This is a genomic window from Tenacibaculum sp. TB-56, from assembly GCF_059716275.2.
On sequence record NZ_CM201367.1, the window covers coordinates 1,614,905 to 1,639,666 of the forward strand.

Here is a 24,762-nt window from a genome sequence, read left to right on the forward strand (position 1 = left end):
GAAAAACTATCCCAGCTTCATTAAAGTTTTTAATTGTTGTAGTTTTCCTTTGTATGGAGCATATCGAGTAGGAACGTCTAGCCAAGTTCCGCGAGAAACAACTCCTTTTTTGTGAGAAAACGTATCAAAAGTTTTTTTTCCATGGTAACTGCCTATACCGCTTTCACCAACGCCACCAAAAGGTAACCTATGATTAGCAAAATGTACAGTGGTATCGTTTATGGTTCCACCTCCAAATGAATAACGTTGAATCATTTTTTTAGCAAATGAATTTCTATTGGTAAACACATATAAAGCCAGAGGTTTGTCGTATTTAGTAGTGATTTTTTCAATGTCAGCTTCATTTTCGTAAGAGATTAGCGGGAAAATAGGTCCGAAAATTTCTCCTTTCATTACTTCACTATCCAAGCTAGGTTCGTCAATTAAGGTAGGGGCAATATAGCGGTCATCTCTATCGGTTTGTCCGCCAATTACACAATTTTCATTTTTTAGCATCAAAGCTAGACGGTCAAAATTTCGAGTGTTTACAATACGTGGAAAATCAGGAGAATTTTGAGGATTCTCTCCATAAGCTCTAAAAATTTCTTCTTTAAATTGTTGTATAAACTGTTCTTTAACCGATGTATGAATCAATAAATAATCAGGAGCAATGCAGGTTTGTCCGCCATTGATGAATTTTCCCCAAACCAAACGTTTTGCGACCAATTTAATATTGGCAGTTTTGTCAACAATACACGGACTTTTTCCGCCTAATTCTAAGGTAACAGGAGTTAGGTGATTTGCTGCGGCTTTGGCAACAATTTTACCTACAGGAACACTTCCAGTAAAGAAAATATAATCCCAACGTTGCGCTAACAATTCTGTAGAAGTATCTATACCACCTTCAACAACAGCTACATGATTTTTATCAAAAACAGCTTCAATAATTTCTTTGGTAATTTTACTCGTATGAGGTGTCAACTCTGAAGGTTTTAATACGACTGTGTTTCCTGACGCAATAGCGCCTAATAAAGGTGCAAAGGCTAGTTGATAAGGATAATTCCAAGGAGCAATGATAAGTACAGTTCCGTAAGGCTCTTTATAAATTTTTGCTGAAGAAGGAAAATTTAACAAAGAAGGTAGTACACGTTGAGGTTTGCTCCAAGAATGAATATTTTTTATAGCCATTTTTAATTCAGCCAAAACGATAGAAGTCTCGGTCATGACTGCTTCGTACTCCGATTTTTTAAAATCATCGTGAAGTGCTTTAATAATATCTTGTTCTCTAGCAATAAGTTCTTTTTGTAATCTTTTTAAAGCATTTTTTCTAAAGGAAATATCTTTGGTTTGTTGGGTGGCAAAAAAGTTTTTTTGCGACTGAACCAATGCGGGAATATTCATAAGCTATAAGTCTTGTGATTTTTTATTCATCATTGAAAACCATAATGACGTAACCAAGACAAACAAAGTTAAGCTGACAAGGTTAGGTAATGACTTTGTGATGCAAAATTTGTCTAAATATACAAAAATTACAAGCAAGCATCCCAAATAGAATCAGATGGAGTTGGAGCAGTAAGTTTTATCAATTCTTTGCTAACTGGGTGTGTGAATTCAATTTTTCGAGCATGTAAATGGATGCTTCCATCTTTATTGCTTCTTTTAGCGCCGTATTTTAAATCACCTTTTATAATAGCACCAATGTTAGATAATTGCACACGAATTTGATGATGACGACCCGTTTCTAAATCGACTTCTAGTAACGAATAATTATCTAAATTTTTAAGTGTTTTGTAGTGAAGTATGGCTTTTTTGCTTCCTTCAACTTCTTTGGTGAAGGCTGTAGATTTATTATTCTTCGGATTTTTCTTTAGGTAATTTGTTAAGGTGTCTGAAGCTTTTTTAGGTTGCTGCTGCACTACTGCCCAGTAAGTTTTCTTGATGGTTTTATCGCGTAACATTTTGTTCAGGCGTTCTAATGCTTTTGAAGTACGTGCGTAAATAACAATACCAGTAGTAGGGCGATCTAATCGGTGAACTGTTCCCAAAAAAACATTTCCAGGTTTGTTGTATTTTTCTTTGATGTACTCTTTTATAACATCCGAAAGCGGTTTGTCGCCCGTTTTATCACCTTGCACAATATCACCTGAACGTTTGTTAACCACTATAATATGGTTGTCTTCGTGTAAAACTTGTAGGTTTTCTTTAGTAGAGTGCATAGTAAAAGTACCTTGAGCGTAGTCGAAAGGTTATTTAAAATTCTCAGCTACGTCTTCGTTTACTTGGTCGATAAAGTTTAAAAACTCGTCACGTCCCATTCCTGTTGATGAAGAAGTAACAAACGACATAGGAAGTTCTTCCCAATAGTTTAATAATTTCTTTTTATAAGAGGTGATTTGTTTGTTAAGTTTAGAGCTACCAAGTTTATCAGCTTTGGTAAAAGCAATACAAAAAGGAATGCGATTTTCACCTAAAAACTGCATGAAGTCCAAGTCTATTTTCTGTGGATCGTGACGAGAATCAATTAAAACAAAAGTGCAAACTAATTGTTCGCGCTCTTTAAAGTAGTTTTCAATAAAATACTGAAAAATTTGTCGTTTCTTTTTAGAAACCTGTGCATAACCATATCCTGGTAAATCAACCAAAAACCATTCGTGATTAATCTTAAAGTGGTTGATTAGCTGTGTTTTTCCAGGTTTTCCAGAAGTTTTAGCTAAATCCTTACGTTCCATCAACATATTGATTAATGAGGATTTCCCAACATTAGAACGACCAATAAAAGCATATTCAGGAATACGTTCTTTTGGTGCGTTGATAACATTGCTGTTACTCATTACAAAATCAGCAGATTTTATCTTCATACTACTAAGTTATAGCTGTTGTTATATTTCGCGTTTAGAAAGCCAAGCTTCTAAAATATTATTAAATTCTTCTGGTCTTTCCATCATAGCTGCATGTCCACATTTATCAATCCAAAATAAATCAGCATCAGGTAATAATTTATGGAAATCTTCGGCTACTTCTGGTGGAGTAACACTGTCTTGTTTTCCCCAGATTAAACAAGTAGGCTGATTCATGCTAGGTAAATCTTTGGCCATGTTGTGACGAATTGCACTTTTAGCGATTGCTAATGTTTTAACTAACGTATTTCTATCGTTAATAACATCATATACCTGATCTACAAGTTCATCAGTGGCAATTTCTTTGTCGTAAAAAACATCTTGTGCTTTTTTTCTAACAAATTCTTTATCACCTCTTTTTGGGTAACTATCTCCCATAGAGTTTTCATACAATCCTGAACTACCTGTTAAAACTAATGCTTTCACATCTTCAGGGTAGTGTTTTGTAAAGTATAAACCAATGTGACCTCCTAAAGAGTTTCCTAAAAGAGTAACCTCTTTAAGTTCTTTGAACTCAATAAAATCGTGTAAGAACTTCGCTAAGTTCTTAACATTGGTTTTAAGGAGTGGTAGGGTGTATAGGGGTAATTCTGGGATAATAACTTTGTATCCTTTTTTTGAAAGGTGATTAAAAGTTGAGTCAAAATTACTTAAAGCGCCCATTAAGCCATGAAGTATAATAATCGGACTTCCTTCTCCTGCTTCTGCGTATGTAAATTTGCCTTCTTTCTTTAAAAATTCAGTCATAGATTTCTTGTTTGACTTAACCACAAATGTAGTTCTTTTTTGTTAAAATTTCATTTTTATTATTTCTGAGGTTTATATTCTTTGAAAGGGCTTAAGCATCAGTTTTTTAAGGTAAAAGTCAAAACTTATTAACAAAGTGGTAAAATGTGGTAAAAAGTGGTAGATTTTTTTTATTTTTGATGCAAACTATAGATTCTTTAAGTGGTAAATTTAATTGGAACATACGAATGCAAAGTAGATGCTAAAGGAAGGATGATGATGTCATCAGCTTTCAAGAAGCAGTTGTCTTCTGTGTTGCAAGAAGGGTTTGTGATTAAACGTTCTGTGTTTCAGTTTTGTTTGGAGTTGTATCCGATGCAAGAGTGGAATTCGGTGATGGCAAAAATCAATAAACTAAATCGATTTGTAAAGAAAAATAATGACTTTATCAGGAGGTTTACAGCGGGTGTAAAGGTGGTGGAGATGGATGCTTCCGGTAGGATATTAATTCCAAAAGATTTGTGTCAATTCGCAGAAATTGAAAAAGAAGTAGTGCTTTCGTCTGTAGTGAACATTATTGAGATTTGGGATAAGGATAAATACGAAAAAGTAATAGATGATGCTGTTGTTGATTTTGCTGATTTGGCAGAAGAGGTAATGGGTAATATAGGAGAAGATGAGTTATCATAGTCCAGTTTTGTTGAAAGAAAGTGTAGATGCGCTTAATATTAAAGAAGATGGGGTGTATGTAGATGTGACCTTTGGTGGAGGTGGGCATTCACGCGAAATATTGAGTCGACTAGGAGAGAAGGGAAGGTTGTTTGCTTTTGATCAAGATCCGGATGCGCAGCAAAATAAAATTGATGATCCGCGTTTTGTGTTAATTGGTGAGAATTTTCGATTTATTTCTAGGTTTTTACGTTTTTACGGAGTGAAAAAAGTGGATGGTGTATTGGCAGATTTAGGTGTGTCGTCACATCAGTTTGATGAGGCGGAAAGAGGTTTTTCAACTCGTTTTGATGCTGATTTGGATATGCGAATGGATCAGAAATCAGAATTGTCTGGTAAGAAAATTATCAATACTTATACTGAAGAGCAATTGTCGGATATATTGTTTTTATATGGTGAGTTGCGAAATGCACGAACATTGGCGAAAACAATTGTTGAAGCGAGAGCTGAGAAAGAAATCAAAACAAGTTTTGAGTTAAAAGAAGTGTTGCAAAGATTTCTTCCGAAGGCAAAAGAACATAAAATATTAGCGCAGATTTTTCAGGCAATACGTATTGAGGTAAATCAAGAGTTGGAGGTATTGAAAGAGTTTTTAGAGCAGATGCCTCAGTTGTTGAATGAAGATGGTCGGTTGAGTGTGATTTCGTATCATTCTTTAGAGGATAGATTGGTGAAGCGATTTATAAGAACAGGGTTGTTTACTGGAGAGCCTGAAAAAGATTTCTACGGAAACACCAATGAGCCAATGAAGAAAGTGGGTAAAATGATTGTTCCTACTAGAGAGGAAATAAAAGAGAATAATAGGGCGCGTAGTGCAAAACTGCGAATAGCAACGCTAAAGTAATGTCGAACGGAAAGAAGAGTATAGTATACAGTTTTTTAAGAGGAAGTTTTCTTACAGATGAAAGCTCGTTTAAAAATTGGAGGATCTTAATTTTTGTGGTAGCGCTATTGTTGTTGATGATTTACAGCGCGCACAGTGCAGATGCTAAAGTGGTTAAAATAGCAGAGCTGAATAAGAAGAAAAGAGAGTTGAGGGCTGAAGATGTAGATACGAGTACGCAGTTAATGAAAATGAAGTTAGAAAGTAGTATTCGAGATAAAGTAAAAAGTAAAGGATTGTATCCTGCAAAAACACCTCCTCAAAAAATTAAAGTAACATATGATAAAGAATAATATAAATGGTAGTTAAAAAAAGCATATTAAACAAACTCTATGTAATAGTTGTTTTAATGACGCTTTTCTTTGTTGTTATCATTTTTAGAGTTTTTAATCTTCAATATGTTGAGGGTGAAAAGTATCGTAAACTTTCGTTAGAGGAAACTACAAAAAACGATACCATTTTTGCAAATAGAGGTAACGTATATGCTGCTGACGGAAACCTGTTGGCAACTTCAATGTCTAAGTTTACAATCCGTATGGATGTGGTGGCGGTAGATTCAGAAGTTTTTGAAAAAAATATCCGAGGGTTGTCAGAAGCGCTTTCAGGTTTATTGGGTAAACCGACTAGTTATTATCAGAATAAATTACGAGAAGCAAAAAGACGAAAAAATCGTTACTTATTAATTGCTAGAAATGTTGGGTATAACGATTATGTAAAGATGAAAAGCTTCCCAATTTTTAATCGAGGAGTGTATCGAGGAGGGTTTATAGCAGAGCAAAAAACGGTGCGTGTGCATCCGATAGGTAAAATTGCAGAACGTACTATTGGGTATGATGATTATAGAGGAGGAGCAGGAATAGAAGGTGCATTTGCTGATTATATGGAGGGCGAAAATGGTTGGCGACTAAAACAAAAAATAGCCAAAGGTCAATGGAAACCTATTAATGATGTAAATGAAAAAGAACCTATTGATGGAAGTGATGTGATAACAACAATTGATGTGAATATTCAAGACATAACACATCATGCTTTGTTACGACAAATGGAATATTTTGAAGCAGAACACGGTTGTGCTGTGGTAATGGAGGTGGAGACGGGTGAGATTAGAGCGATTTCAAACTTAGGGAAAACTTCTAGTGGAAAATATTACGAAAAAAGAAACTATGCTGTTTGGGAGAGTCACGAACCTGGGTCTACATTTAAACTGGCAAGTTTAATGGTAGCTTTAGAAGATAAAGTGGTAGATACTTCAACGGTGGTAGATTGTGAAAAGGGACGAATTTATATCAACAATCGTAAAGTTGAAGATAGTAAGAGGGGTGGTTACGGAAAAATATCAATGGGTAGGGTATTTGAGGTTTCTTCTAATGTTGGAATTGTAAAAACGATACAGAAATATTACGATAAAAATCCAGAGAAATTTACTAAAAGAATTAAGTCTTTTGGATTAGATCAATTAACTGGTGTGAAAATTAAAGGAGAAGGGAAACCATATATCCCAGAACCATCAGAAAAGAGTTGGAGTCCTATTTCATTAGAATGGATGGCATGGGGATATGGAGTGTCATTAACACCTTTACAAACACTGGCATTTTACAACGCGGTGGCGAATGATGGTAAATTAGTGAAGCCGTATTTCGTTAAAGAATTGCGAGTGGGAGGTAAAGTAGAACAGAGCTTTGGTACAGAAGTATTGAAGGAAAAAATTGCATCTCAAGAAACGTTAGATAAAGTAAGAAAGGTAATGGAGAATACTATTCAATATGGAACAGGTAAAAAAATCTATTCTCCAAATTTTTCAATGGCGGGAAAAACAGGAACAGCTAAAAAATATATTCCTCGAACTAAAAATGACAAAGGTGAATATGAAGGAGGCTATTATTCTAATGAGAAGTACGTAGCGTCATTTGCTGGATTTTTTCCGGCAGATGAACCTAAATATTCTTGCATAGTGGTAGTACATAGTCCGAAAAAAGAAAAAGGATATTACGGAGCTACAGTTGCAGCGCCAATTTTTAAAGAAATAGCTCAAAAAATATACACTTCAACAGCGATTAACAAGCAATTTGTCGCTGATAAAATTTCAGATGAAGTAATTGATAACGAATACCAAGAGTACTATCAAAACTTAAGAAAGTATAAAACCATTATGCCTAAAGTAACAGGTATGAGTGGAATGGATGCCGTAGCTTTATTAGAAAACATGGGGCTAAAAGTGAAGTTTACAGGTGTTGGAAAAGTAAAAGAGCAATCGGTAGAAAACGGAAAAAAAGTAGAAAAAGGAGCAACGATATATTTAAAATTATCATAGTTGAAGAATTTAAAAGACATATTATATAAGGTATCGGTAAGCGAGGTTTACGGGAATACTGATGTTGCTGTGAATGCAATTCAGTTTGATAGTAGACAAGTGCAGGATAATGATGTTTTTGTAGCGCAAAAAGGAGTAACAGTTGATGGTCACCAATACATTGAGAAGGCTATTAACCTTGGAGCAAAAGCAATTATTTGTGAAGAGATTCCTGAAAGAAGAAGTGAACAAGTAACGTATATAAAAGTAGAAGACTCCAATGTTGCTTTAGCAATAATAGCGGCAAATTATTATAACAACCCGTCAAAAAGCTTGCAATTAGTAGGAGTTACAGGTACCAATGGTAAAACTACCATTGCAAGCTTATTGTACCAATTGTTTAAAAAGGCAGGATATAAAGTAGGTTTGTTGTCAACGGTTACAATAATGGTTGATGAAAAAGAGTATAAGGCAACACATACAACACCAAACTCAGTGGCAATTAACAATTATTTGTCAATGATGGTTGAAGAAGGGGTTGAATATTGTTTTATGGAAGTGAGTTCTCATGGAATTCATCAAAAACGTACTGAAGGATTAGAGTTTGCAGGAGGTGTGTTTACGAATTTATCGCACGATCATTTAGATTATCATGAAACCTTTGCAGAGTATCGCGATGTAAAAAAATCATTTTTCGATTCTTTACCAAAATCGGCATTTGCCTTGGTGAATATTGATGATAAAAATGGGCAAGTAATGTTGCAAAACACGAAAGCCACTAAACAAACTTATGCGCTAAAAACTATAGGAGATTTTAAAGCGAAAGTATTAGAAAAACGTTTTTCAGGAACCTTGTTGACAATTAATGGAGTTGAAGTTTGGACGAAGTTAATAGGTGAGTTCAATGCGTATAATTTATTAGCTATTTACGGTGTAGCAGAATTGTTGGGACTTGAAAAACTAGAGATTTTACGAATTGTAAGTGAGTTAGAAAGTGTAAGCGGACGCTTTCAATATAAAATCTCAGATGGTGGAGTTACTGCAATTGTAGATTACGCACATACACCTGATGCTTTGAAAAATGTGTTGCAAACCATTAACGACATCCGTACAGGAAATGAAACTGTAATAACAGTTGTAGGTTGTGGTGGAGATCGAGATGCAACTAAACGTCCAAAAATGGCATTGATTGCTTCACAATTAAGTAATCAAGCAATTTTTACCTCAGATAATCCAAGAACTGAAGACCCACAATTGATTATAGATCAAATGGAGGAAGGTGTTACTGCAGAAAATTATAAAAAAATATTGTCGATTGTAGATAGAAGGCAAGCTATAAAAACAGCTTGTAAGCTAGCAAAGTCAGGAGATATTATCCTAATTGCAGGAAAAGGACATGAAACCTATCAAGAAGTAAATGGAGTACGTCATCATTTTGATGATTTAGAAGAGGTAACCAACTGTTTCAATCAACTAAAAAAACACTAACGAATGCTATATTATTTATTTCAATATTTAGAAAGTGAGTTTAGTCTAACAGGGGCGAGCGTGTTTCAATTTATCACATTCCGATCGGCTATGGCGTTCATTTTGTCTTTGTTGATTTCAACAATTTTCGGTAAAAAAATCATTAATTATTTAAGAAGACAACAGGTTGGTGAAACGGTTAGAGATTTAGGGTTAGAAGGACAAGTACAAAAAGCTGGAACTCCTACAATGGGAGGTGTCATCATCATTCTAGCTACATTAATTCCTGTGTTGTTATTATCAAAACTAGAAAATGTATACATCATAATTCTATTAATAACTACAGTTTGGATGGGGTTCATTGGTTTTGCTGATGATTATATTAAAGTATTCAAAAAAGATAAAGCTGGATTAAAAGGGAAGTTTAAGATTTTAGGGCAAGTAGGTTTAGGACTAATAGTAGGTTCTATGTTGTATTTCCATCCAGATGTGACTATTAAAGAGCAATTGCCACTAGCAGAACAAGTTGTGCAGGTTGATGGAAAAAAGAAAGTGTTTGTAGAAGAGCATAAATCAACAAAAACAACAGTTCCATTCATGAAAAACAACGAGCTAGATTACGCGAAAGCATTTAGTTTTTTAGGTGATGGATATGAGAAGTACGGATGGATAGTATTCATTTTTGTTACGGTATTTATTGTAACAGGAGTTTCTAACGGGGCAAATTTAACCGATGGAATCGATGGTTTAGCAGCAGGATCATCAGCGATTATGGTCATTGCTTTGGCAATTTTTGCGTGGGTATCGGGTAATATCATTTTTGCAGATTATTTAGATGTAATGTACATACCAAAATCAGGAGAAATGACCGTGTTTATTCTAGCATTTGCAGGAGCATTGATAGGGTTTTTATGGTATAACACATATCCTGCTCAAGTATTCATGGGAGACACAGGAAGTTTAACTATAGGAGGAATTATAGCGGTTATAGCTATTGCGATTAGAAAGGAATTATTGTTGCCAATTTTAGCAGGAATATTTGTAATAGAAAACCTATCAGTAATCTTACAAGTATCATGGTTTAAGTACACAAAAAAGAAGTTTGGAGAAGGAAGGAGAATCTTTAAGATGTCGCCTTTACATCACCACTACCAAAAATCAGGGTATCATGAAAGTAAAATTGTAGTCCGTTTTTGGATTGTTGGAATTTTACTAGCGGTATTTACCATTGTAACATTAAAGTTAAGATAAATAAGCCCACCCCAGCCCTCCCGAAAGGAGGGAGTAAAAAAGGGTATAAAAGAGATAAAAAGGAGGATAACAAGTGAGTAAGCAAGAAAAAAGAAGTGATGGGGTTGTTTCCCCTTCGGGGACTAAGGGGCTTTTGGTTGTGCTTGGAGGAGGAGAAAGTGGTGTAGGAACAGCGCTTTTAGGGAAACAAAAAGGATATGAGGTTTTTGTTTCAGATAAAGGAAGTATAGCAGAGCGATACAAAAAAGTTCTTTTACATAATTCAATCGATTTTGAAGAAAATCAGCATACAGAAAGTAAAATTCTAAACGCTGATGTGGTGATGAAGAGTCCAGGTATTCCAGATAAAGTAGCATTAGTACAAAAACTGCTTTCTGAAGGAGTGAAAGTAATTTCAGAGATTGAATTTGCTGCTCAGTTTACAGAAGCTACTATTGTGGGGATTACGGGTTCAAACGGAAAAACCACAACAACCATGTTAACACATTATGTGTTGCAAAAAGCAGGATTGAATGTAGGGGTTGGTGGGAATATAGGAGACAGTTTTGCAGAACAAGTTGCGGATGATAATTATGATGAATATGTGTTGGAGTTAAGTAGTTTTCAGTTAGATGGAATTGAAACATTTAAACCACATGTTGCTATAATAACCAATATCACACCCGATCATTTAGATCGATACGAATATAAATTTGACAATTACATAAACTCGAAATTCCGTATTACAAAAAACCAAACGGAAGACGATTTTTTAATATACGATGCCGATGATGAAGCAATTCAAAATTGGTTAAAAAATAACAAAACAAGAGCAACGCTAGTGCCATTTTCAATAGAAAAAGAATTGGAATACGGAGCTTTTTTAAGACAAGATACGATACTGATGAAATTAAAAACAGAAGAAAAATTAATGAAGGTTTCTGAATTAACATTACAAGGAAAACACAATACTAAAAATGTAATGGCAGCTTCAATGGCAGCTAGATTGCTAAAAGTAAGAAAAGAAACAATTGCCGAAAGTCTGTCTGATTTTGAAGGTGTAGAGCACCGTTTAGAAAAAGTACAAAAAATTAACGGAATAGAATTCGTTAATGATAGTAAAGCAACCAATGTAAATGCAGTTTATTATGCGTTGGAATGTATGGATAATCCAACTGTTTGGATTGTAGGTGGTGTTGATAAAGGGAATGATTATTCAGACTTATTGCCTTTAGTCAGAGAGAAAGTAAAGGCAATCGTATGTTTAGGATTAGACAATCAGAAAATCATTGACACTTTTGCGAGCGTAGTTGATGTTTTGGTAGAAACTGCTGGGGCAGAAGAGGCTGTTAAAGTAGCGTATAAAATAGCACAAAAAGGCGATACGGTATTGTTATCTCCTGCATGTGCTAGTTTTGATTTATTTGAAAGTTACGAAGACAGAGGAAGAAAATTCAAAGAAGCTGTAAGAAACTTATAAAAGCTAAAAAGGATTGATGAAACACATCTTTCGACATATTAAAGGAGACAGAGCTATTTGGGCTATCGTAACAATGTTGGCAATATTTTCGTTTATGCCAATATATAGCGCTAGCACCAATTTAGTGTATGTAGTGGGTAATGGTTCTACTTTTGGACATTTAATAAAACACATCGTGTTATTAATTACAGGTTTTGCTGTGATTTACGGGGTGCATAAAATTCCGTATAGATACTTTAGTGGAGGTTCTGTTTTAATGTTTCCAGTTGTTATTGTTCTGTTGATTTTTACCCTAGCTCAAGGAACAACCATTGGAGGTGCAAATGCTAGTAGATGGATACGAATTCCGTTTGTAGGTATCGGTTTTCAAACTTCTACGTTGGCGGGTCTTGTGTTAATGGTGTATGTGGCTAGATATTTAGCCAAACATAAAGAAAAAGTCATTTCATTTAAAGAGAGTCTGTTACAATTGTGGTTTCCAGTTGGTGTTGTGTTGTTGTTGATATTACCGGCAAACTTTTCAACCACGGCCATGGTGTTTTTTATGATTCTGTTAGTATCATTTATAGGAGGTTACCCGTTAAAATACATCGGATATATATTAGGAATGGGACTCATCTCTTTCTTGTTTTTTATATTACTAGCTAAGGCGTTTCCTGATGCTATGCCTAACCGTGTAAATACCTGGAAGAGTAGAATTGAAAATTTTTCTCAACCTAATGGTGAAGAAAATTATCAAGTAGAAAAAGCAAAAATAGCCATAGCTACAGGTGGAGTTATTGGAAAATGGCCAGGAAAAAGTGTTCAAAAAAACTTTTTACCTCAATCGTCATCCGATTTTATTTATGCAATTATTGTTGAAGAATATGGTTTGGCAGGAGCAGTTGTAGTTATTTTTATTTACTTTTTATTACTCTTTAGAATATTAATAACAGCTAAAAAAGCTACCACCATATTTGCAACATTGTTAGTAGTAGGTGTGGGAATCCCGATTGTTTTTCAGGCGATGATAAACATGGCGGTAGCGGTGAATATTTTACCAGTAACAGGACAAACACTCCCCTTAATTAGTAGTGGAGGTACCTCTATTTGGATGACATGTTTCGCATTAGGAATGATTTTAAGTGTAAGCGCTTCTAAAAACGAAACTGAAGAAACAATTTTAGACGATAACCCTTTAGATATTTTACATGAAACACTTGATTAAAAATATAAGTTTATGGGTTGGAACTGCTATGAGTGTTACATACAACCATAATGTTAAAATAAAATAGATTGTATGAAACAGTCGATTAATATCATAATAAGCGGTGGAGGTACTGGTGGACACATTTATCCAGCCATAGCAATTGCTAACGAAATTAAAGTTCGTTATCCAGAAGCTAATATTTTGTTCGTAGGAGCAAAAGATAAAATGGAAATGGAAAAAGTTCCGCAAGCGGGATATGAAATTGAGGGATTATGGGTTTCGGGTATCCAAAGAAAACTAACTCTAACAAATTTGATGTTTCCTTTCAAGTTGTTAAGTAGTTTATGGAAAGCCCACCGAATTATAAGAAGATTTAAACCAGATGTAGCAATTGGTACAGGAGGTTTTGCTAGTGGGCCAACATTAATGGCTGCTAATCAAAGAGGAATTCCTACTTTGATTCAAGAGCAAAATTCTTATCCAGGAATAACCAATAAATTTTTAGGGAAAAACGCACAGAAAATATGTGTAGCCTATGACGATTTAGAACGTTTTTTTCCAGAGGATAAAATTATAAAAACAGGAAATCCAGTTCGACAAGATTTACTGTTTATTCATGTAAAAGTTGAAGAAGGTAAAGAGTTTTTCGAGTTAGATATTTCTAAAAAAACCTTGTTGGTTTTAGGAGGAAGTTTAGGGGCTCGTAAAATAAATCAGCTAATAGAAGCGAATTTAGATTTCTTTAAAAAGCAGGATATACAGCTTATTTGGCAATGTGGTAAGTTGTATTTTGATGAATATAAAAAATACAATGAGGTAGAAAATGTACAAGTACATCAGTTTTTAAACCGAATGGATTTAGCTTACGCAGCTGCCGATTTTATTGTGTCGAGAGCAGGAGCGAGTTCGGTGTCAGAGCTGTGTATTGTAGGTAAACCAACCATTTTTATTCCGTCACCTAACGTGGCAGAAGATCATCAAACAAAAAATGCTAAATCAATTGCTAAAGAACACGGGGCAATTGTGGTTAAAGAAAATGAGTTAGAAACGTTTCCTGTGGTATTAGAAACTTTGTTGAAAGATAAAGGGAAACAAGAGAGTTTAAGTGAGAATATTAATGAATTGGCGTTGCCTAATGCAACAAGTAATATCGTTAATGAAATAGAAAAATTAATCAGTTAGTGAATTTAAAAACGATACATAACGTTTATTTTGTAGGTATTGGTGGAATTGGAATGAGTGCCTTAGCTCGCTATTTTTCCGAGAATGGTAAAGTAGTTACAGGTTACGATAAAACACCATCACCTATCACTAAGAGTTTAGAAGAAATAGGGGTAGAGGTTCATTTTGAAGATGCTGTAAAGAATATTCCGATTTCATTTTTAGATAAAAAAGCTTCATTGGTAGTGTACACACCAGCAGTTCCTAAAAACCATCTGGAGTTAAACTATTTTATAGATAACGGATATACGGTTTTAAAAAGAGCAGAAGTATTGGGAGAAATTACCAAAAACACTTTTTGTTTAGCGGTGGCTGGAACGCATGGTAAAACGACGACTTCATCAATTTTGGGTCATATTATGCAACCTGAAAAAGCAACTTCCTTTTTAGGTGGAATTGCAGAAAATTATAACTCCAATTTAATTTTAGGTGAAGATAAAGTATCGGTGGTTGAAGCAGATGAGTTTGATCGTTCGTTTTTAAAATTATCTCCAAATATTGCCTGTGTAACCTCTATGGATGCAGATCATTTAGATATTTATGGAGAGAATGAAATGCTTCAGCAATCATTTGTTGAGTTTGCGAATAAAGTTTCTGATACGCTAATTGTTGCAAAAGGATTACCACTAAAAGGGTTAACCTATGCTGTAAATGAAGATGCAGATTATAAAGCTTTTAATGTTAGGATTGAAGTTGGCAAGTACATTTTTGATGTACAAACACCAACATCTCAAATTAAAGACATCGAATTTCATCTACCAGGAAATCACAATATGATGAATGCACTGGCAGCATTAGCAATGGCAGATGTATACGGAGTTTCGTTAGAAAAAATAAAGAAGCAATTAAAGTCTTTTAGAGGTGTACAAAGAAGATTTTCATATAAAATAAAAACGGATGATGTTGTTTTAATTGATGATTATGCACATCACCCAACAGAAATAAAAGCAGTAGCACAATCGGTTCGAGAAATGTTTCCAAATGAAAAAGTGTTAGCAGTTTTTCAACCGCATTTATTCAGTAGAACAAGAGATTTTGCTGATGATTTTGCAGCAGCATTATCCTTGTTTGATGAAGTGTTGTTGTTAGATATTTATCCGGCAAGAGAATTACCTATTGAAGGAGTTACTTCAAGTTGGTTGTTGGATAAAATGAGCTTAGAAAATAAAAAGCTAGTATCTAAAGAAAAACTAAGTGACGAAGTGCTAAAATCTGAGTCAAAAATTGTGGCGATGTTAGGAGCAGGAGATATTGGTTTATTGGTAGAAGAAGTAAAAAATAAAATTAAAGAAAAACACAAAATCTAGTATGAAAAAAGTAGCAACTTATCTATCTTTTTTCTTGTTGTTGATGTTTTTGGCGTTCTTGTATGGCTTTACAACCAACAGAAACGGCTTGAAAAAGGTTAAAAACACCGTGGTCGAGTTTGAAGCAGGTGATAATAACTTTTTGACGCACAGTATGGTTGATAAATTGTTAATACAAAATAATGAATTTGTTAAAAACCAACCGAAAAGATTGGTAGATTTACACTTTCTGGAGGCTAATGTTTCGGCGAATCCGTATGTTGAAAAAACAGCGGTGTTTTTAACGGTAGATGGGGTGTTAAAAACAGTAATAAAACAACGAACACCGATAGCTCGCATTGTTGATAAGAACAAATCTTTTTATGTTGATAAGTACGGGGCAGAAATACCATTATCAACAAACTTTTCAGCAAGGGTACCGTTAGTTTCAGGAGTAGGGGAATCTGAGCAAATCAAAGAATTAACAGAGTTAATAAAGGTTATAAATAACAATAGTTTTTTTGCTAAAGAAATTATTGCTATTCAAAAAGACAACCAAAACGAATATACATTTACAGTTCGTAGCGGTGATTATGAGATAATTTTTGGTGAGTTTAAAGATGCAGCAGAAAAATTTAAAAAGCTAACAGCGTTTTATAACAAAGCTCTTAAAGACAAAACTATAAGTAATTACAAAACGATAAATGTAAAATACCACAACCAAGTTGTGTGCACAAAACAAAATCAAGATGGAAAACAATAAAATAGCAGTTGGTTTAGATATTGGTACAACCAAGATTGTTGCCATGATTGGTCGTGAAAACGAATACGGAAAACTAGAGGTTTTAGGTATTGGTAAAGCAAAAAGTTTAGGTGTAAAAGGAGGAGTTGTTAATAATATTACGCAAACCATTCAATCCATTCAGCAAGCAGTTGAAGAAGCAGAAAGTGTTTCAGGACAAAAGATAGAGAATGTGGTGGTTGGCATTGCGGGTCAGCATATAAGAAGCTTACATCATAGTGATTATATAACACGAGAAAATGCCGAAGAAGTTATTGATGCAAAAGACATTGAAAACTTAGTAAATCAGGTACATAAATTAGTAATGTTACCTGGTGAGGAAATTATTCATGTGTTACCTCAAGAGTTTAAAGTAGATAGTCAACCAGGTATTAAAGAACCTATCGGGATGTACGGAGGAAGGTTAGAAGCAAATTTCCACGTTGTGGTTGGTCAAGTGTCTTCTATCCGAAATGTAGGAAGATGTATTAAAAGTGCTGGTTTAAATTTATCTGATATAACATTAGAGCCTTTAGCATCGGCATCAGCAGTATTAAGTCAAGAAGAAAAAGAAGCAGGTGTAGCGTTGATTGATATAGGTGGCGGAACAACAGATTTAGCCATTTTTAAAGACGGAATTATTCGTCATACAGCAGTCATCCCTTTTGGAGGTAATGTAATTACTGAAGATATTAAAGAAGGCTGTTCAATTATAGAAAAGCAAGCAGAGTTGTTAAAAATCAAATTTGGTTCTGCATGGCCAGGGGAAAATAAAGAAACAGAAATTGTATCTATTCCAGGGTTACGAGGAAGAGAACCAAAAGAAATTACACTTAAGAACTTATCTAAAATAATTCACGCAAGAGTACAAGAAATTATTGAGCACGTGTACTTAGAAATTAGAAGCTACGGACACGAAACTCAAAAAGGAAAACTCATTGCAGGTATTGTTTTAACAGGTGGCGGAGCTCAATTAAAACATTTACGTCAGTTAGTAGAATATATTACTGGAATGGACGTTCGTATTGGGTATCCAAATGAACATTTGGCAGGAGATTCTGATGAAGTCTTATCAAGTCCAGCATTTGCAACCGCAGTTGGGTTGTTAATGGAAGGCTTGAAAAAAGAAGGAAATGAAGTAGCAGCAGAAGAAGCTCAAGAAGTGTTTGTAGAACCAACTATTGAAGAAGAAAAAGAAGCTATAGAAGAAGCTCAAGAAGAGAAGGAACTACCAGCGAAAGAAAAGTCTAAATCAATCTTTGAAAAGTTTACCAAGCGATTCACAGAAGGATTTAAAGAGTTTTTAGATAACGCAGAGTAAAAGTATATAAAAAGCTACTCCGAATTAATCCCCTAAGAAGGAGAGTGTAAATTGAATAAGAATTAATAAAAAAAGAAAAGTTATTATGAGCGCAGAATTTGATAACATTTCATTCGACATGCCGAAAACACAATCGAATGCCATTAAAGTAATTGGTGTTGGTGGGGGAGGAAGTAACGCAGTAAACCACATGTATAGTAAGCAAATTCACGGAGTAGATTTTGTGATTTGCAACACTGATGCACAAGCATTAGAAAACAGTCCAATTCCTAATAAAGTACAATTAGGTGCACACTTAACTTCTGGGTTAGGTGCGGGTGCAAATCCTGAAATAGGAGCACAAGCAGCGGCTGAAAGTATTCAAGAAATTCAACAAATGTTAAGCACGCATACCAAAATGGTATTTATTACCGCAGGTATGGGTGGAGGTACCGGTACTGGAGCAGCGCCAATCATTGCCAAAATTGCTAAAGATATGGATATTTTAACGGTAGGAATCGTTACAATGCCATTTCAGTTTGAAGGGAGAATGCGCTCAAAACAAGCTCAAACAGGAATTGATGAGCTACGTAAAAATGTAGATTCGTTAATTGTTATCAATAATAATAAACTGCGCGAAGTTTATGGTAACTTAGGGTTTAAAGCAGGATTCTCAAAAGCAGATGAAGTGTTAGCTACCGCGGCTAAAGGTATTGCAGAAGTAATTACACATCACTACAAACAAAATATCGATTTACACGATGCTAAAACGGTATTGTCTAATAGCGGTACTGCAATTATGGGGTCTGCAAAAGAAACTGGAGCTAACAGAGCTAAAAATGCAATTGTAAAAGCGTTAGATTCACCGTTATTAAATGATAACAAAATTACAGGAGCTAAGAATGTATTGTTGTTAATTGTTTCTGGAGGTAATGAAGTTACCTTAGATGAAATTGGAGAAATCAACGATTATATTCAAGATGAAGCAGGATACGATGCCAATATTATTATGGGTATTGGTGAGGATGAAACTTTAGAAGACGGAATAGCCGTAACAGTGGTAGCAACGGGTTTCGCTGCTGATCAACAAGGAAATATTACCAATACAGAAGTAAAAAAGATTGTTCATACTTTAGAAGATGAACAAAAGGCTACGTATAATTTTGGAGATCAGAAAATTCAAACATCTCCTAGTATAAATGAACCTTTACCAACTAAACCTGTTGATAAAGTTGTTCACGTATTAGAAGAGGAAGTTGTTGAGCCTAAATCGAATTTAATTCCTACTACAGAGGCTATTAAAAATATTGATGTAGTGTATGACGAAATCGCTGTTGAAACCATTTCAGAAGATGATTTTATCATAACAAATATCGCTGAGCCAAAAGTAGAGGAAGAAGTAAGACAACAACCAATTCAACAAGATTTATTGTTTGATTTACCGTTGAATTCTTACGAAGAAATAAAACCAGCTTCTCATTTAGTTGAAACTACAAATGAGATTAAAAACATTGAAGTAACTGCACAAGAAATTACCTTTCACAAGGTAGAAAAACGATATGTTTTAGACGATTTTAGTGCAGAGCCAACAATTGGTAAAAGTTCTACCCCAACTATAAAAGAAGAGGTAGAAGAAGAGTTACGTTTTCAAGTAAAGTCAAAAACTCAAGAAGAAATTAATAATATAGATACATCTAGTGAAGAAGTATCTCCGTTGAGTTTAACAATTTCTGAAGTGCAAAAAAGAGCACAAGAAAGACGTGAAAAAATGAAAGGTTTTAACTATAAGTTTAACGACCAAAGAATAAAAAACGTAGATGAAATTGAGAGTCAACCAGCTTATAAAAGATTAGGGGTTGATATTGATTCAGGTTCAAATATTAGTAAATCAGACACTGCATTAAATACTGATAATAACGATTTATTACGCTCAAATAACTCGTTTTTACACGATAATGTAGATTAATAAAAGAATAACACGTATTTTTAAAATCCCGATTTATCGGGATTTTTTTAATAGTAAAAATCACAAAATTATGAGTTTGCAAAAACAGGTAATGGATAAAATGAAAGAAGCTATGAAATCGAAAGATACCGTAGCTTTAACCGCTTTAAGAGCCTTGAAATCGGCTTTTATGTTAGCAAATACAGAAGTAGGAGCAGGTGAATTATCAGAAGCAGAAGAGCTAAAAATTGTTCAAAAGCAAGTAAAACAACGTAAAGATAGTGCAGCTGTATTCACAGAACAAGGACGTAATGATTTAGCAGAACCAGAATTAGCTGAAGCAGCTGTTTTAGAGCAGTTTTTACCAGAAGCGTTGAGTGATGAAGAAATTGGTAAAATTGTTGAAAAAACCATTGCTGATGTTGGTGCTGAGGGAATGAAAGACATGGGTAAAGTAATGGGAATAGTTTCCAAGCAATTAGCAGGAGAAGCAGACGGAAAAACAATTTCAGCAATTGTAAAAGCTAAATTAGCGTAACCATTTTTATAGACCCAGTAGTTCAACTGGATAGAATATCAGATTTCGGCTCTGAGGGTTGGGGGTTCGAGTCCTCTCTGGGTCACAAAAAAAGAAAACAGCAGAAGATTTGCTCTCTGCTGTTTTTTTATCTTCAAGGGAAATATTAGGGAAAGGTTGCTTAACTGACCGTAAAATTAAAAAAAGCTATTGTCTTGTAATGTAACCTAAGTTATATTTGAGTTTTTCAAATTGATATGAAACCCATCTTTTTAATTAAATACACTGCTATTTTTATCGGAGTTGTAGGTGTTGGGGTTAATATTATAGAGTCTATTTACGTGTCTCTATTTAACCGACCTATTTTTGTACACTTTTATTTAGTAAAAAAGAAACTTCCTAAAAAGAAAAAAGAATTTTTAGTAGAAAATATAGTCTTTTATCAGAAGTTAAACGAAAAGCAAAAAGCATATTTCGAGCATCGATTAACCAAGTTTATCAGAACGTATGATTTTATTGAAAGAGACAATTTTGAGTTGACGCCAGAAGCAAAAGTTTTGATAGCAGCATCGTATATAAAGCTCACTTTTGGTATGCGAAGATATCTTACCTCTACATTCGATAAAATTATAGTGTATCCTACCAGTTTTTATTCAACAATAACAGAACAATATCATAAAGGAGAGTTTAATCCGAGGTTAAAATCTATTGTATTTTCTTGGGAAGATTTTTTGATCGGAAACATCATATTAAATGATAACCTAAATTTAGGAATTCACGAATTTTCTCACGCGTTAACTTTTCATGGAAGAAAATCTAAAGATGTCAGTGCTCGAATTTATTATCGATTATTTGAAGAAATAACAGTGTTTATGAAAAAGGAAGAGAATATTGAAAGAATTGAAACTTCAGGATATTTTAGAGCATATGCGCTTACAAATAAATTGGAATTTGTTGCTGTAATTATGGAACACTTTTTTGAAACTCCTGAGGATTTACAGCAACAATTTCCACAATTGTATAAAAAGATTCAACTCATGTTGAATTATTCTGTAGAATAAATAAGTTAATCTTTCACTTTAAAAACCTTGGTTAAAATATCATCCATTAAACACCATTTGGTTAATGATGATTGTAATAAATTGGCACCTACAAAAGCAGTAAACCACAACCAATTAATATTTACTTTAATTGCTAAGATTAAACTAATAAGTATAAAACTACCAGCAATACCACGTACAATTCTATTCTTCATAATTAAATATATTTATCAATAGGAACCACAACAGCTCGTATTGGATTATTTGTTTCTAAATTTTTATTAAAAGTTTCAATTAAGTTAAACAGTGTATCTATTTTATCAGTTTCAGTAAATGAGAAATACATATATGAACCAGTTGCTTTTTCATTTCCAGAAAACCAATCATTTACAGAAATTACAGGAAAAGAATTTCGAAAACCTTCAATATCAGAAGCACTAAAATTATCTATAGCTGCTTCTTTTAATAGTTTTAGTACTTCATTTTGAAGCCCATCAACTACGGTTATTATTAATAACTTCATCTTATTTATAGTTTTTACGTTCAATTAAATAGTATACTAATGGTACTACTAATAAGGTTAGTACAGTTGCAGTAATAGTTCCTCCCATTAATGAAATAGCTAATCCTTGGAAAATAGGATCGAATAAAATTACAAACGCACCAATAACTACCGTACCTGCAGTTAGTAGAATAGGAGTGGTACGTACTGCACCAGCTTCTATAACAGCTTGTTTTAACGGAACTCCTTCTGCTAAACGTAAGTTGACAAAATCAATTAATAAGACTGAGTTTCGTACCATAATTCCTGCTAGGGCAATCATTCCAATAAATGAAGTAGCTGTAAAATAAGCGCCCATCATCCAGTGTCCTAAAATAATCCCTACCATAGATAATGGAATTGCAACCATCATTACAATTGGAGCTTTAAAGTTTTGAAACCACCCTACAATCAACATATAAATGATAATGATCACTCCTAAAAAGGCAATTCCTAAATCTCTAAACACCTCTAAGGTAATTTGCCATTCACCATCCCATTTTACGGTGTAATTATCTTCAAAATCGGGTTGTTTAATGTATAATTCGTTTAATTCATACCCCTTCGGAAGTGGAATCTCTTTTAATTTCTCTTCCATTCCTAAAATAGCATAGGCAGGACTTTCCAATTCCCCAGCCATATCTGCCATCACATATACTACACGTTTTTGATTCTTTCTGTAAATACTTTTTGCACTGTTCTTTTCTTCAACAGTAACCAAATCACTTATAGAAACCATGTTGCCGCGTTGCGATTTAATCTGTAACTGAGCAATATCTTGGATAGAAGATTTCTCTTTTTCATCTAAAGCAAACACAATCCCTACTTGATTAGAGGCATCTTCATCATATAAAGTTGAAACCGCTCTGTTGGATAACGCCATGTTTAATGTAAAAGCAATTTGCTGAGGAGCCACACCATACAACATTGCTTTTTCCTTGTCGATTACAAATTCATATTCCGTTTGATTGTCTTCTACCATCCAATCGATATCTACTACATCGGCTGTATTGTGTAAGATGTTTTGAACTTCGTTGGCAATTTCAATTTGCTTGTCATAATCTGGTCCGTAAACTTCAGCAACAATCGTAGATAATACAGGTGGTCCTGGTGGAACTTCCACTAATTTTACATTAGCTTTAAATTTTTTAGCTATGTTTTGAATATCAGCACGCATCGATTTTGCAATGCCGTGACTTTGTATGCTTCTATCTTTTTTATCAACCAAGTTTACTTGAATATCTGCCATATTACTACCACCACGTAAATCGTAATGACGAACCAATCCATTAAAGGTAATTGGGGCAGAAGTACCCACATAACTTTGGTAGTTTACTACTTCTGGTCGTGTAGCTAAATACTGTGAAATTTCTTTGGTTACGGCATCGGTACGCTCTAATGTGGTACCTTCAGGCATATCAATTACTACCTGGAATTCATTTTTATTATCAAAAGGCAACATCTTTACAGCTACCGATTTGGTAAAGAACAACGACATAGAGCCTAGTAATAAAACAATCGTGATTCCTAAGAAAGCCCAACGCTTGGTTTTATTTTCAATAAGTGGACGTTCGAAACGCTCATACAATTTATAGATTAGCGTGCTTTGCATTGCTTTGGTTTCGTCTTCTTCTACCTTTTCCTCAGTACCGTGCTTGTCTTTTTCGCGTAAGAAAATATATCCTAAATAAGGAGTAATCGTTAACGCAACAAACAGCGATAAAATCATGGCGATCGAAGCTCCAATAGGCATCGGACTCATATAAGGCCCCATTAATCCAGATACAAACGCCATAGGTAACACCGAAGCAATTACGGTAAAGGTTGCCAATATGGTTGGATTCCCTACTTCGTTAATAGCATACAAGGCTGCTTGTTTAAATGGTAGTCGCTTCATTTTAAAATGCCTGTGCATGTTTTCAGCAATAATAATGGAATCATCTACCACAATACCCGTCACAAATACCAAAGCAAATAAGGTAATTCTGTTTAAGGTATAATCAAGCATATAGTAACTTAATAAGGTAAGCGCAAAGGTGATTGGAACTGATAAGAATACAACCAATCCACCACGCCAACCCATAGCTAACATTACCACTAACGTTACTGCGATAATTGCACCGATTAAGTGTAATAATAATTCCGATACTTTTTGTGAGGCTGTTTCACCGTAGTTACGGGTAACTTCAACATGTACATCATCAGGAATCAAGTTGGTACGTAAATGATCAACCTTAGCTAAAATAACATCGGCAATTTGCATGGCGTCAGCCCCTTTTCGTTTAGCTACCGAAATAGTTACAGCCGGATATTCTGATTGATACGTCGAAGCATTACTACTGGCTTGTCCGTACCCAAAACTTACATAGTTTTTAGGGATTTCTGGACCGTCTAGTACGTTCGCAACTTGTTTTAAATAAATCGGTTGATTTTGTTGTACACCAACCACCAAGTTTTTTACATCTTCAGCAGATTGTAAAAACTTCCCTGTAGTTACTAAAAACTCGGTGTCGTTTTTATCATAACTTCCTGCACTCAGTTGCTGATTGCTAGCTTTTAGCATTTTAGTAACTGATAAAAAGTCTAATCCGCTAGCAGCTAGTTTGTCTTTATCTACAACCACACGAACCTCACGATTTCTACCTCCAATTTTTTGAGTAATCGCTACATCGTTTACCTTTTCGATTTCGTTGGTAAGTTCTTGTGCTATTTGTTTTAATTGATAGTCATCATAGTTTTCACTCCATAAGGTCAACCCTAACATAGGCACATCATCAATCGCGCGTGTTTTTACTAAAGGCATCGTAACACCTTTCGGCATTTGATCCATGTGTTTGTTAATCTCATTGTATAGTTTTACGAACGAGCGCTCGATGTCTTCTCCAACATAAAACTGAACAATGACCATTCCTTGTTCTTTCATCGAAGTAGAGTATACGTACTCTATTCCTTTAATGTTCGAAATTATTTTTTCTAAGGGTTTGATAACTCTCGATTCTACTTCTGTAGGGCTCGCTCCTGGATACCCTACAAAAATATCAGCCATAGGCACATCGATTTGTGGCTCTTCTTCTCTCGGAATTAAAAAAGAGCTATACACACCAATTACCATAAACACTACCATTAATAAGATGGTAAGTTTAGAGCCGATAAACCCTTTGGCTATTTTTCCTGCTAAACCTTCTTTCATTTTATATAATTTGAAAATTTGTTGATTTGATGATTTGAAAATGGGGTGATTGAGTCATTTTCAAATTTTCA

At 34.5% G+C, this 24,762-nt stretch carries 22 protein-coding genes and 1 tRNA gene; 16 read left to right on the top strand and 7 right to left on the bottom strand.

Features of this window, described 5'->3' with window-relative positions; translation table 11 throughout:
* Positions 1–6 precede the first annotated feature (6 nt).
* The 4 genes from AC3VI6_RS07820 to AC3VI6_RS07835 all read right to left on the bottom strand — a co-directional run bounded on the left by AC3VI6_RS07820 (position 7) and on the right by AC3VI6_RS07835 (position 3,623).
* A complete protein-coding gene (locus AC3VI6_RS07820) occupies positions 7–1,380 on the bottom strand; it encodes an aldehyde dehydrogenase (protein ID WP_497705766.1) in 1,374 nt (457 codons plus the stop codon).
* A 128-nt stretch (positions 1,381–1,508) separates the two neighbouring features.
* Positions 1,509–2,195, bottom strand: coding sequence for an RluA family pseudouridine synthase (locus tag AC3VI6_RS07825; protein ID WP_497705767.1), 687 nt, complete (start codon positions 2,193–2,195; stop codon positions 1,509–1,511).
* A gap of 30 nt (positions 2,196–2,225) precedes the next feature.
* Positions 2,226–2,837 (bottom strand): ribosome biogenesis GTP-binding protein YihA/YsxC, encoded by a 612-nt coding sequence (gene yihA / locus AC3VI6_RS07830; RefSeq protein WP_497705768.1) that lies wholly within the window; start codon positions 2,835–2,837, stop codon positions 2,226–2,228.
* Between the two features lie 21 nt (positions 2,838–2,858).
* Positions 2,859–3,623 carry an alpha/beta fold hydrolase gene (locus tag AC3VI6_RS07835; RefSeq protein ID WP_497705769.1) on the bottom strand — a complete coding sequence of 255 codons (765 nt, stop codon included), beginning with the start codon at positions 3,621–3,623 and terminating at the stop codon, positions 2,859–2,861.
* 201 nt (positions 3,624–3,824) lie between these two features.
* On the opposite strand from AC3VI6_RS07835, the gene mraZ reads away from it, so the two are divergent.
* From mraZ to AC3VI6_RS07915, 16 genes are all read left to right on the top strand, one after another.
* On the top strand, positions 3,825–4,292 hold the full coding sequence (gene mraZ / locus AC3VI6_RS07840) for a division/cell wall cluster transcriptional repressor MraZ (RefSeq protein ID WP_497705770.1): 468 nt from the start codon (positions 3,825–3,827) through the stop codon (positions 4,290–4,292).
* Positions 4,279–5,175, top strand: coding sequence for a 16S rRNA (cytosine(1402)-N(4))-methyltransferase RsmH (gene rsmH, locus AC3VI6_RS07845; RefSeq protein ID WP_497705771.1), 897 nt, complete (start codon positions 4,279–4,281; stop codon positions 5,173–5,175). The genes mraZ and rsmH overlap by 14 nt, the downstream gene beginning before the upstream one ends.
* A complete protein-coding gene (locus tag AC3VI6_RS07850; protein WP_497705772.1) occupies positions 5,175–5,507 on the top strand; it encodes an FtsL-like putative cell division protein in 333 nt (110 codons plus the stop codon). The genes rsmH and AC3VI6_RS07850 overlap by 1 nt, the downstream gene beginning before the upstream one ends.
* A gap of 5 nt (positions 5,508–5,512) precedes the next feature.
* Entirely contained in the window at positions 5,513–7,525 is a 2,013-nt protein-coding gene (locus tag AC3VI6_RS07855) for a PASTA domain-containing penicillin-binding protein (protein WP_497705773.1), read from the top strand.
* On the top strand, positions 7,526–8,992 hold the full coding sequence (locus tag AC3VI6_RS07860; protein WP_497705774.1) for a UDP-N-acetylmuramoyl-L-alanyl-D-glutamate--2,6-diaminopimelate ligase: 1,467 nt from the start codon (positions 7,526–7,528) through the stop codon (positions 8,990–8,992).
* 3 nt (positions 8,993–8,995) lie between these two features.
* On the top strand, positions 8,996–10,222 hold the full coding sequence (gene mraY / locus AC3VI6_RS07865) for a phospho-N-acetylmuramoyl-pentapeptide-transferase (protein WP_497705775.1): 1,227 nt from the start codon (positions 8,996–8,998) through the stop codon (positions 10,220–10,222).
* Positions 10,223–10,295: 73 nt separating this feature from the next.
* Complete coding sequence (gene murD / locus AC3VI6_RS07870) at positions 10,296–11,681, top strand: UDP-N-acetylmuramoyl-L-alanine--D-glutamate ligase (protein WP_497705776.1); 1,386 nt, start codon at positions 10,296–10,298, stop codon at positions 11,679–11,681.
* A gap of 16 nt (positions 11,682–11,697) precedes the next feature.
* Positions 11,698–12,888: an FtsW/RodA/SpoVE family cell cycle protein gene (locus tag AC3VI6_RS07875; RefSeq protein ID WP_497705777.1), complete on the top strand. Its 1,191-nt coding sequence runs from the start codon at positions 11,698–11,700 to the stop codon at positions 12,886–12,888.
* A 72-nt stretch (positions 12,889–12,960) separates the two neighbouring features.
* Positions 12,961–14,052 (top strand): undecaprenyldiphospho-muramoylpentapeptide beta-N-acetylglucosaminyltransferase, encoded by a 1,092-nt coding sequence (gene murG / locus AC3VI6_RS07880; RefSeq protein ID WP_497705778.1) that lies wholly within the window; start codon positions 12,961–12,963, stop codon positions 14,050–14,052.
* Positions 14,052–15,398, top strand: coding sequence for a UDP-N-acetylmuramate--L-alanine ligase (murC, locus tag AC3VI6_RS07885; RefSeq protein ID WP_497705779.1), 1,347 nt, complete (start codon positions 14,052–14,054; stop codon positions 15,396–15,398). The genes murG and murC overlap by 1 nt, the downstream gene beginning before the upstream one ends.
* A gap of 1 nt (position 15,399) precedes the next feature.
* The gene (locus AC3VI6_RS07890; RefSeq protein ID WP_497705780.1) at positions 15,400–16,140 is read left to right on the top strand and encodes a cell division protein FtsQ/DivIB; all 741 of its coding nucleotides are present in this window, start codon (positions 15,400–15,402) and stop codon (positions 16,138–16,140) included.
* Positions 16,127–17,479, top strand: a complete 1,353-nt coding sequence (gene ftsA, locus AC3VI6_RS07895) for a cell division protein FtsA (RefSeq protein ID WP_497705781.1) — start codon at positions 16,127–16,129, stop codon at positions 17,477–17,479. The genes AC3VI6_RS07890 and ftsA overlap by 14 nt, the downstream gene beginning before the upstream one ends.
* An 85-nt stretch (positions 17,480–17,564) precedes the next feature.
* Positions 17,565–19,424, top strand: a complete 1,860-nt coding sequence (ftsZ, locus tag AC3VI6_RS07900) for a cell division protein FtsZ (RefSeq protein ID WP_298996540.1) — start codon at positions 17,565–17,567, stop codon at positions 19,422–19,424.
* A 70-nt stretch (positions 19,425–19,494) separates the two neighbouring features.
* The gene (locus tag AC3VI6_RS07905) at positions 19,495–19,941 is read left to right on the top strand and encodes a GatB/YqeY domain-containing protein (protein WP_497705782.1); all 447 of its coding nucleotides are present in this window, start codon (positions 19,495–19,497) and stop codon (positions 19,939–19,941) included.
* Between the two features lie 11 nt (positions 19,942–19,952).
* Positions 19,953–20,026: transfer RNA gene (locus AC3VI6_RS07910), tRNA-Arg, on the top strand.
* A 151-nt stretch (positions 20,027–20,177) separates the two neighbouring features.
* Positions 20,178–20,981 carry a zinc-dependent peptidase gene (locus AC3VI6_RS07915; RefSeq protein WP_497705783.1) on the top strand — a complete coding sequence of 268 codons (804 nt, stop codon included), beginning with the start codon at positions 20,178–20,180 and terminating at the stop codon, positions 20,979–20,981.
* A 5-nt stretch (positions 20,982–20,986) separates the two neighbouring features.
* Here AC3VI6_RS07915 and AC3VI6_RS07920 read toward each other — a convergent pair whose 3' ends face one another.
* Genes AC3VI6_RS07920 through AC3VI6_RS07930 form a run of 3 tightly spaced genes read right to left on the bottom strand, consistent with a single transcriptional unit; the run spans position 20,987 to position 24,691 of the window.
* Positions 20,987–21,175 carry a YgaP family membrane protein gene (locus tag AC3VI6_RS07920; protein ID WP_274633718.1) on the bottom strand — a complete coding sequence of 63 codons (189 nt, stop codon included), beginning with the start codon at positions 21,173–21,175 and terminating at the stop codon, positions 20,987–20,989.
* A 2-nt stretch (positions 21,176–21,177) separates the two neighbouring features.
* On the bottom strand, positions 21,178–21,483 hold the full coding sequence (locus AC3VI6_RS07925; RefSeq protein WP_274633719.1) for a hypothetical protein: 306 nt from the start codon (positions 21,481–21,483) through the stop codon (positions 21,178–21,180).
* 1 nt (position 21,484) lies between these two features.
* The gene (locus AC3VI6_RS07930; RefSeq protein ID WP_497705784.1) at positions 21,485–24,691 is read right to left on the bottom strand and encodes an efflux RND transporter permease subunit; all 3,207 of its coding nucleotides are present in this window, start codon (positions 24,689–24,691) and stop codon (positions 21,485–21,487) included.
* Positions 24,692–24,762: the final 71 nt, after the last annotated feature.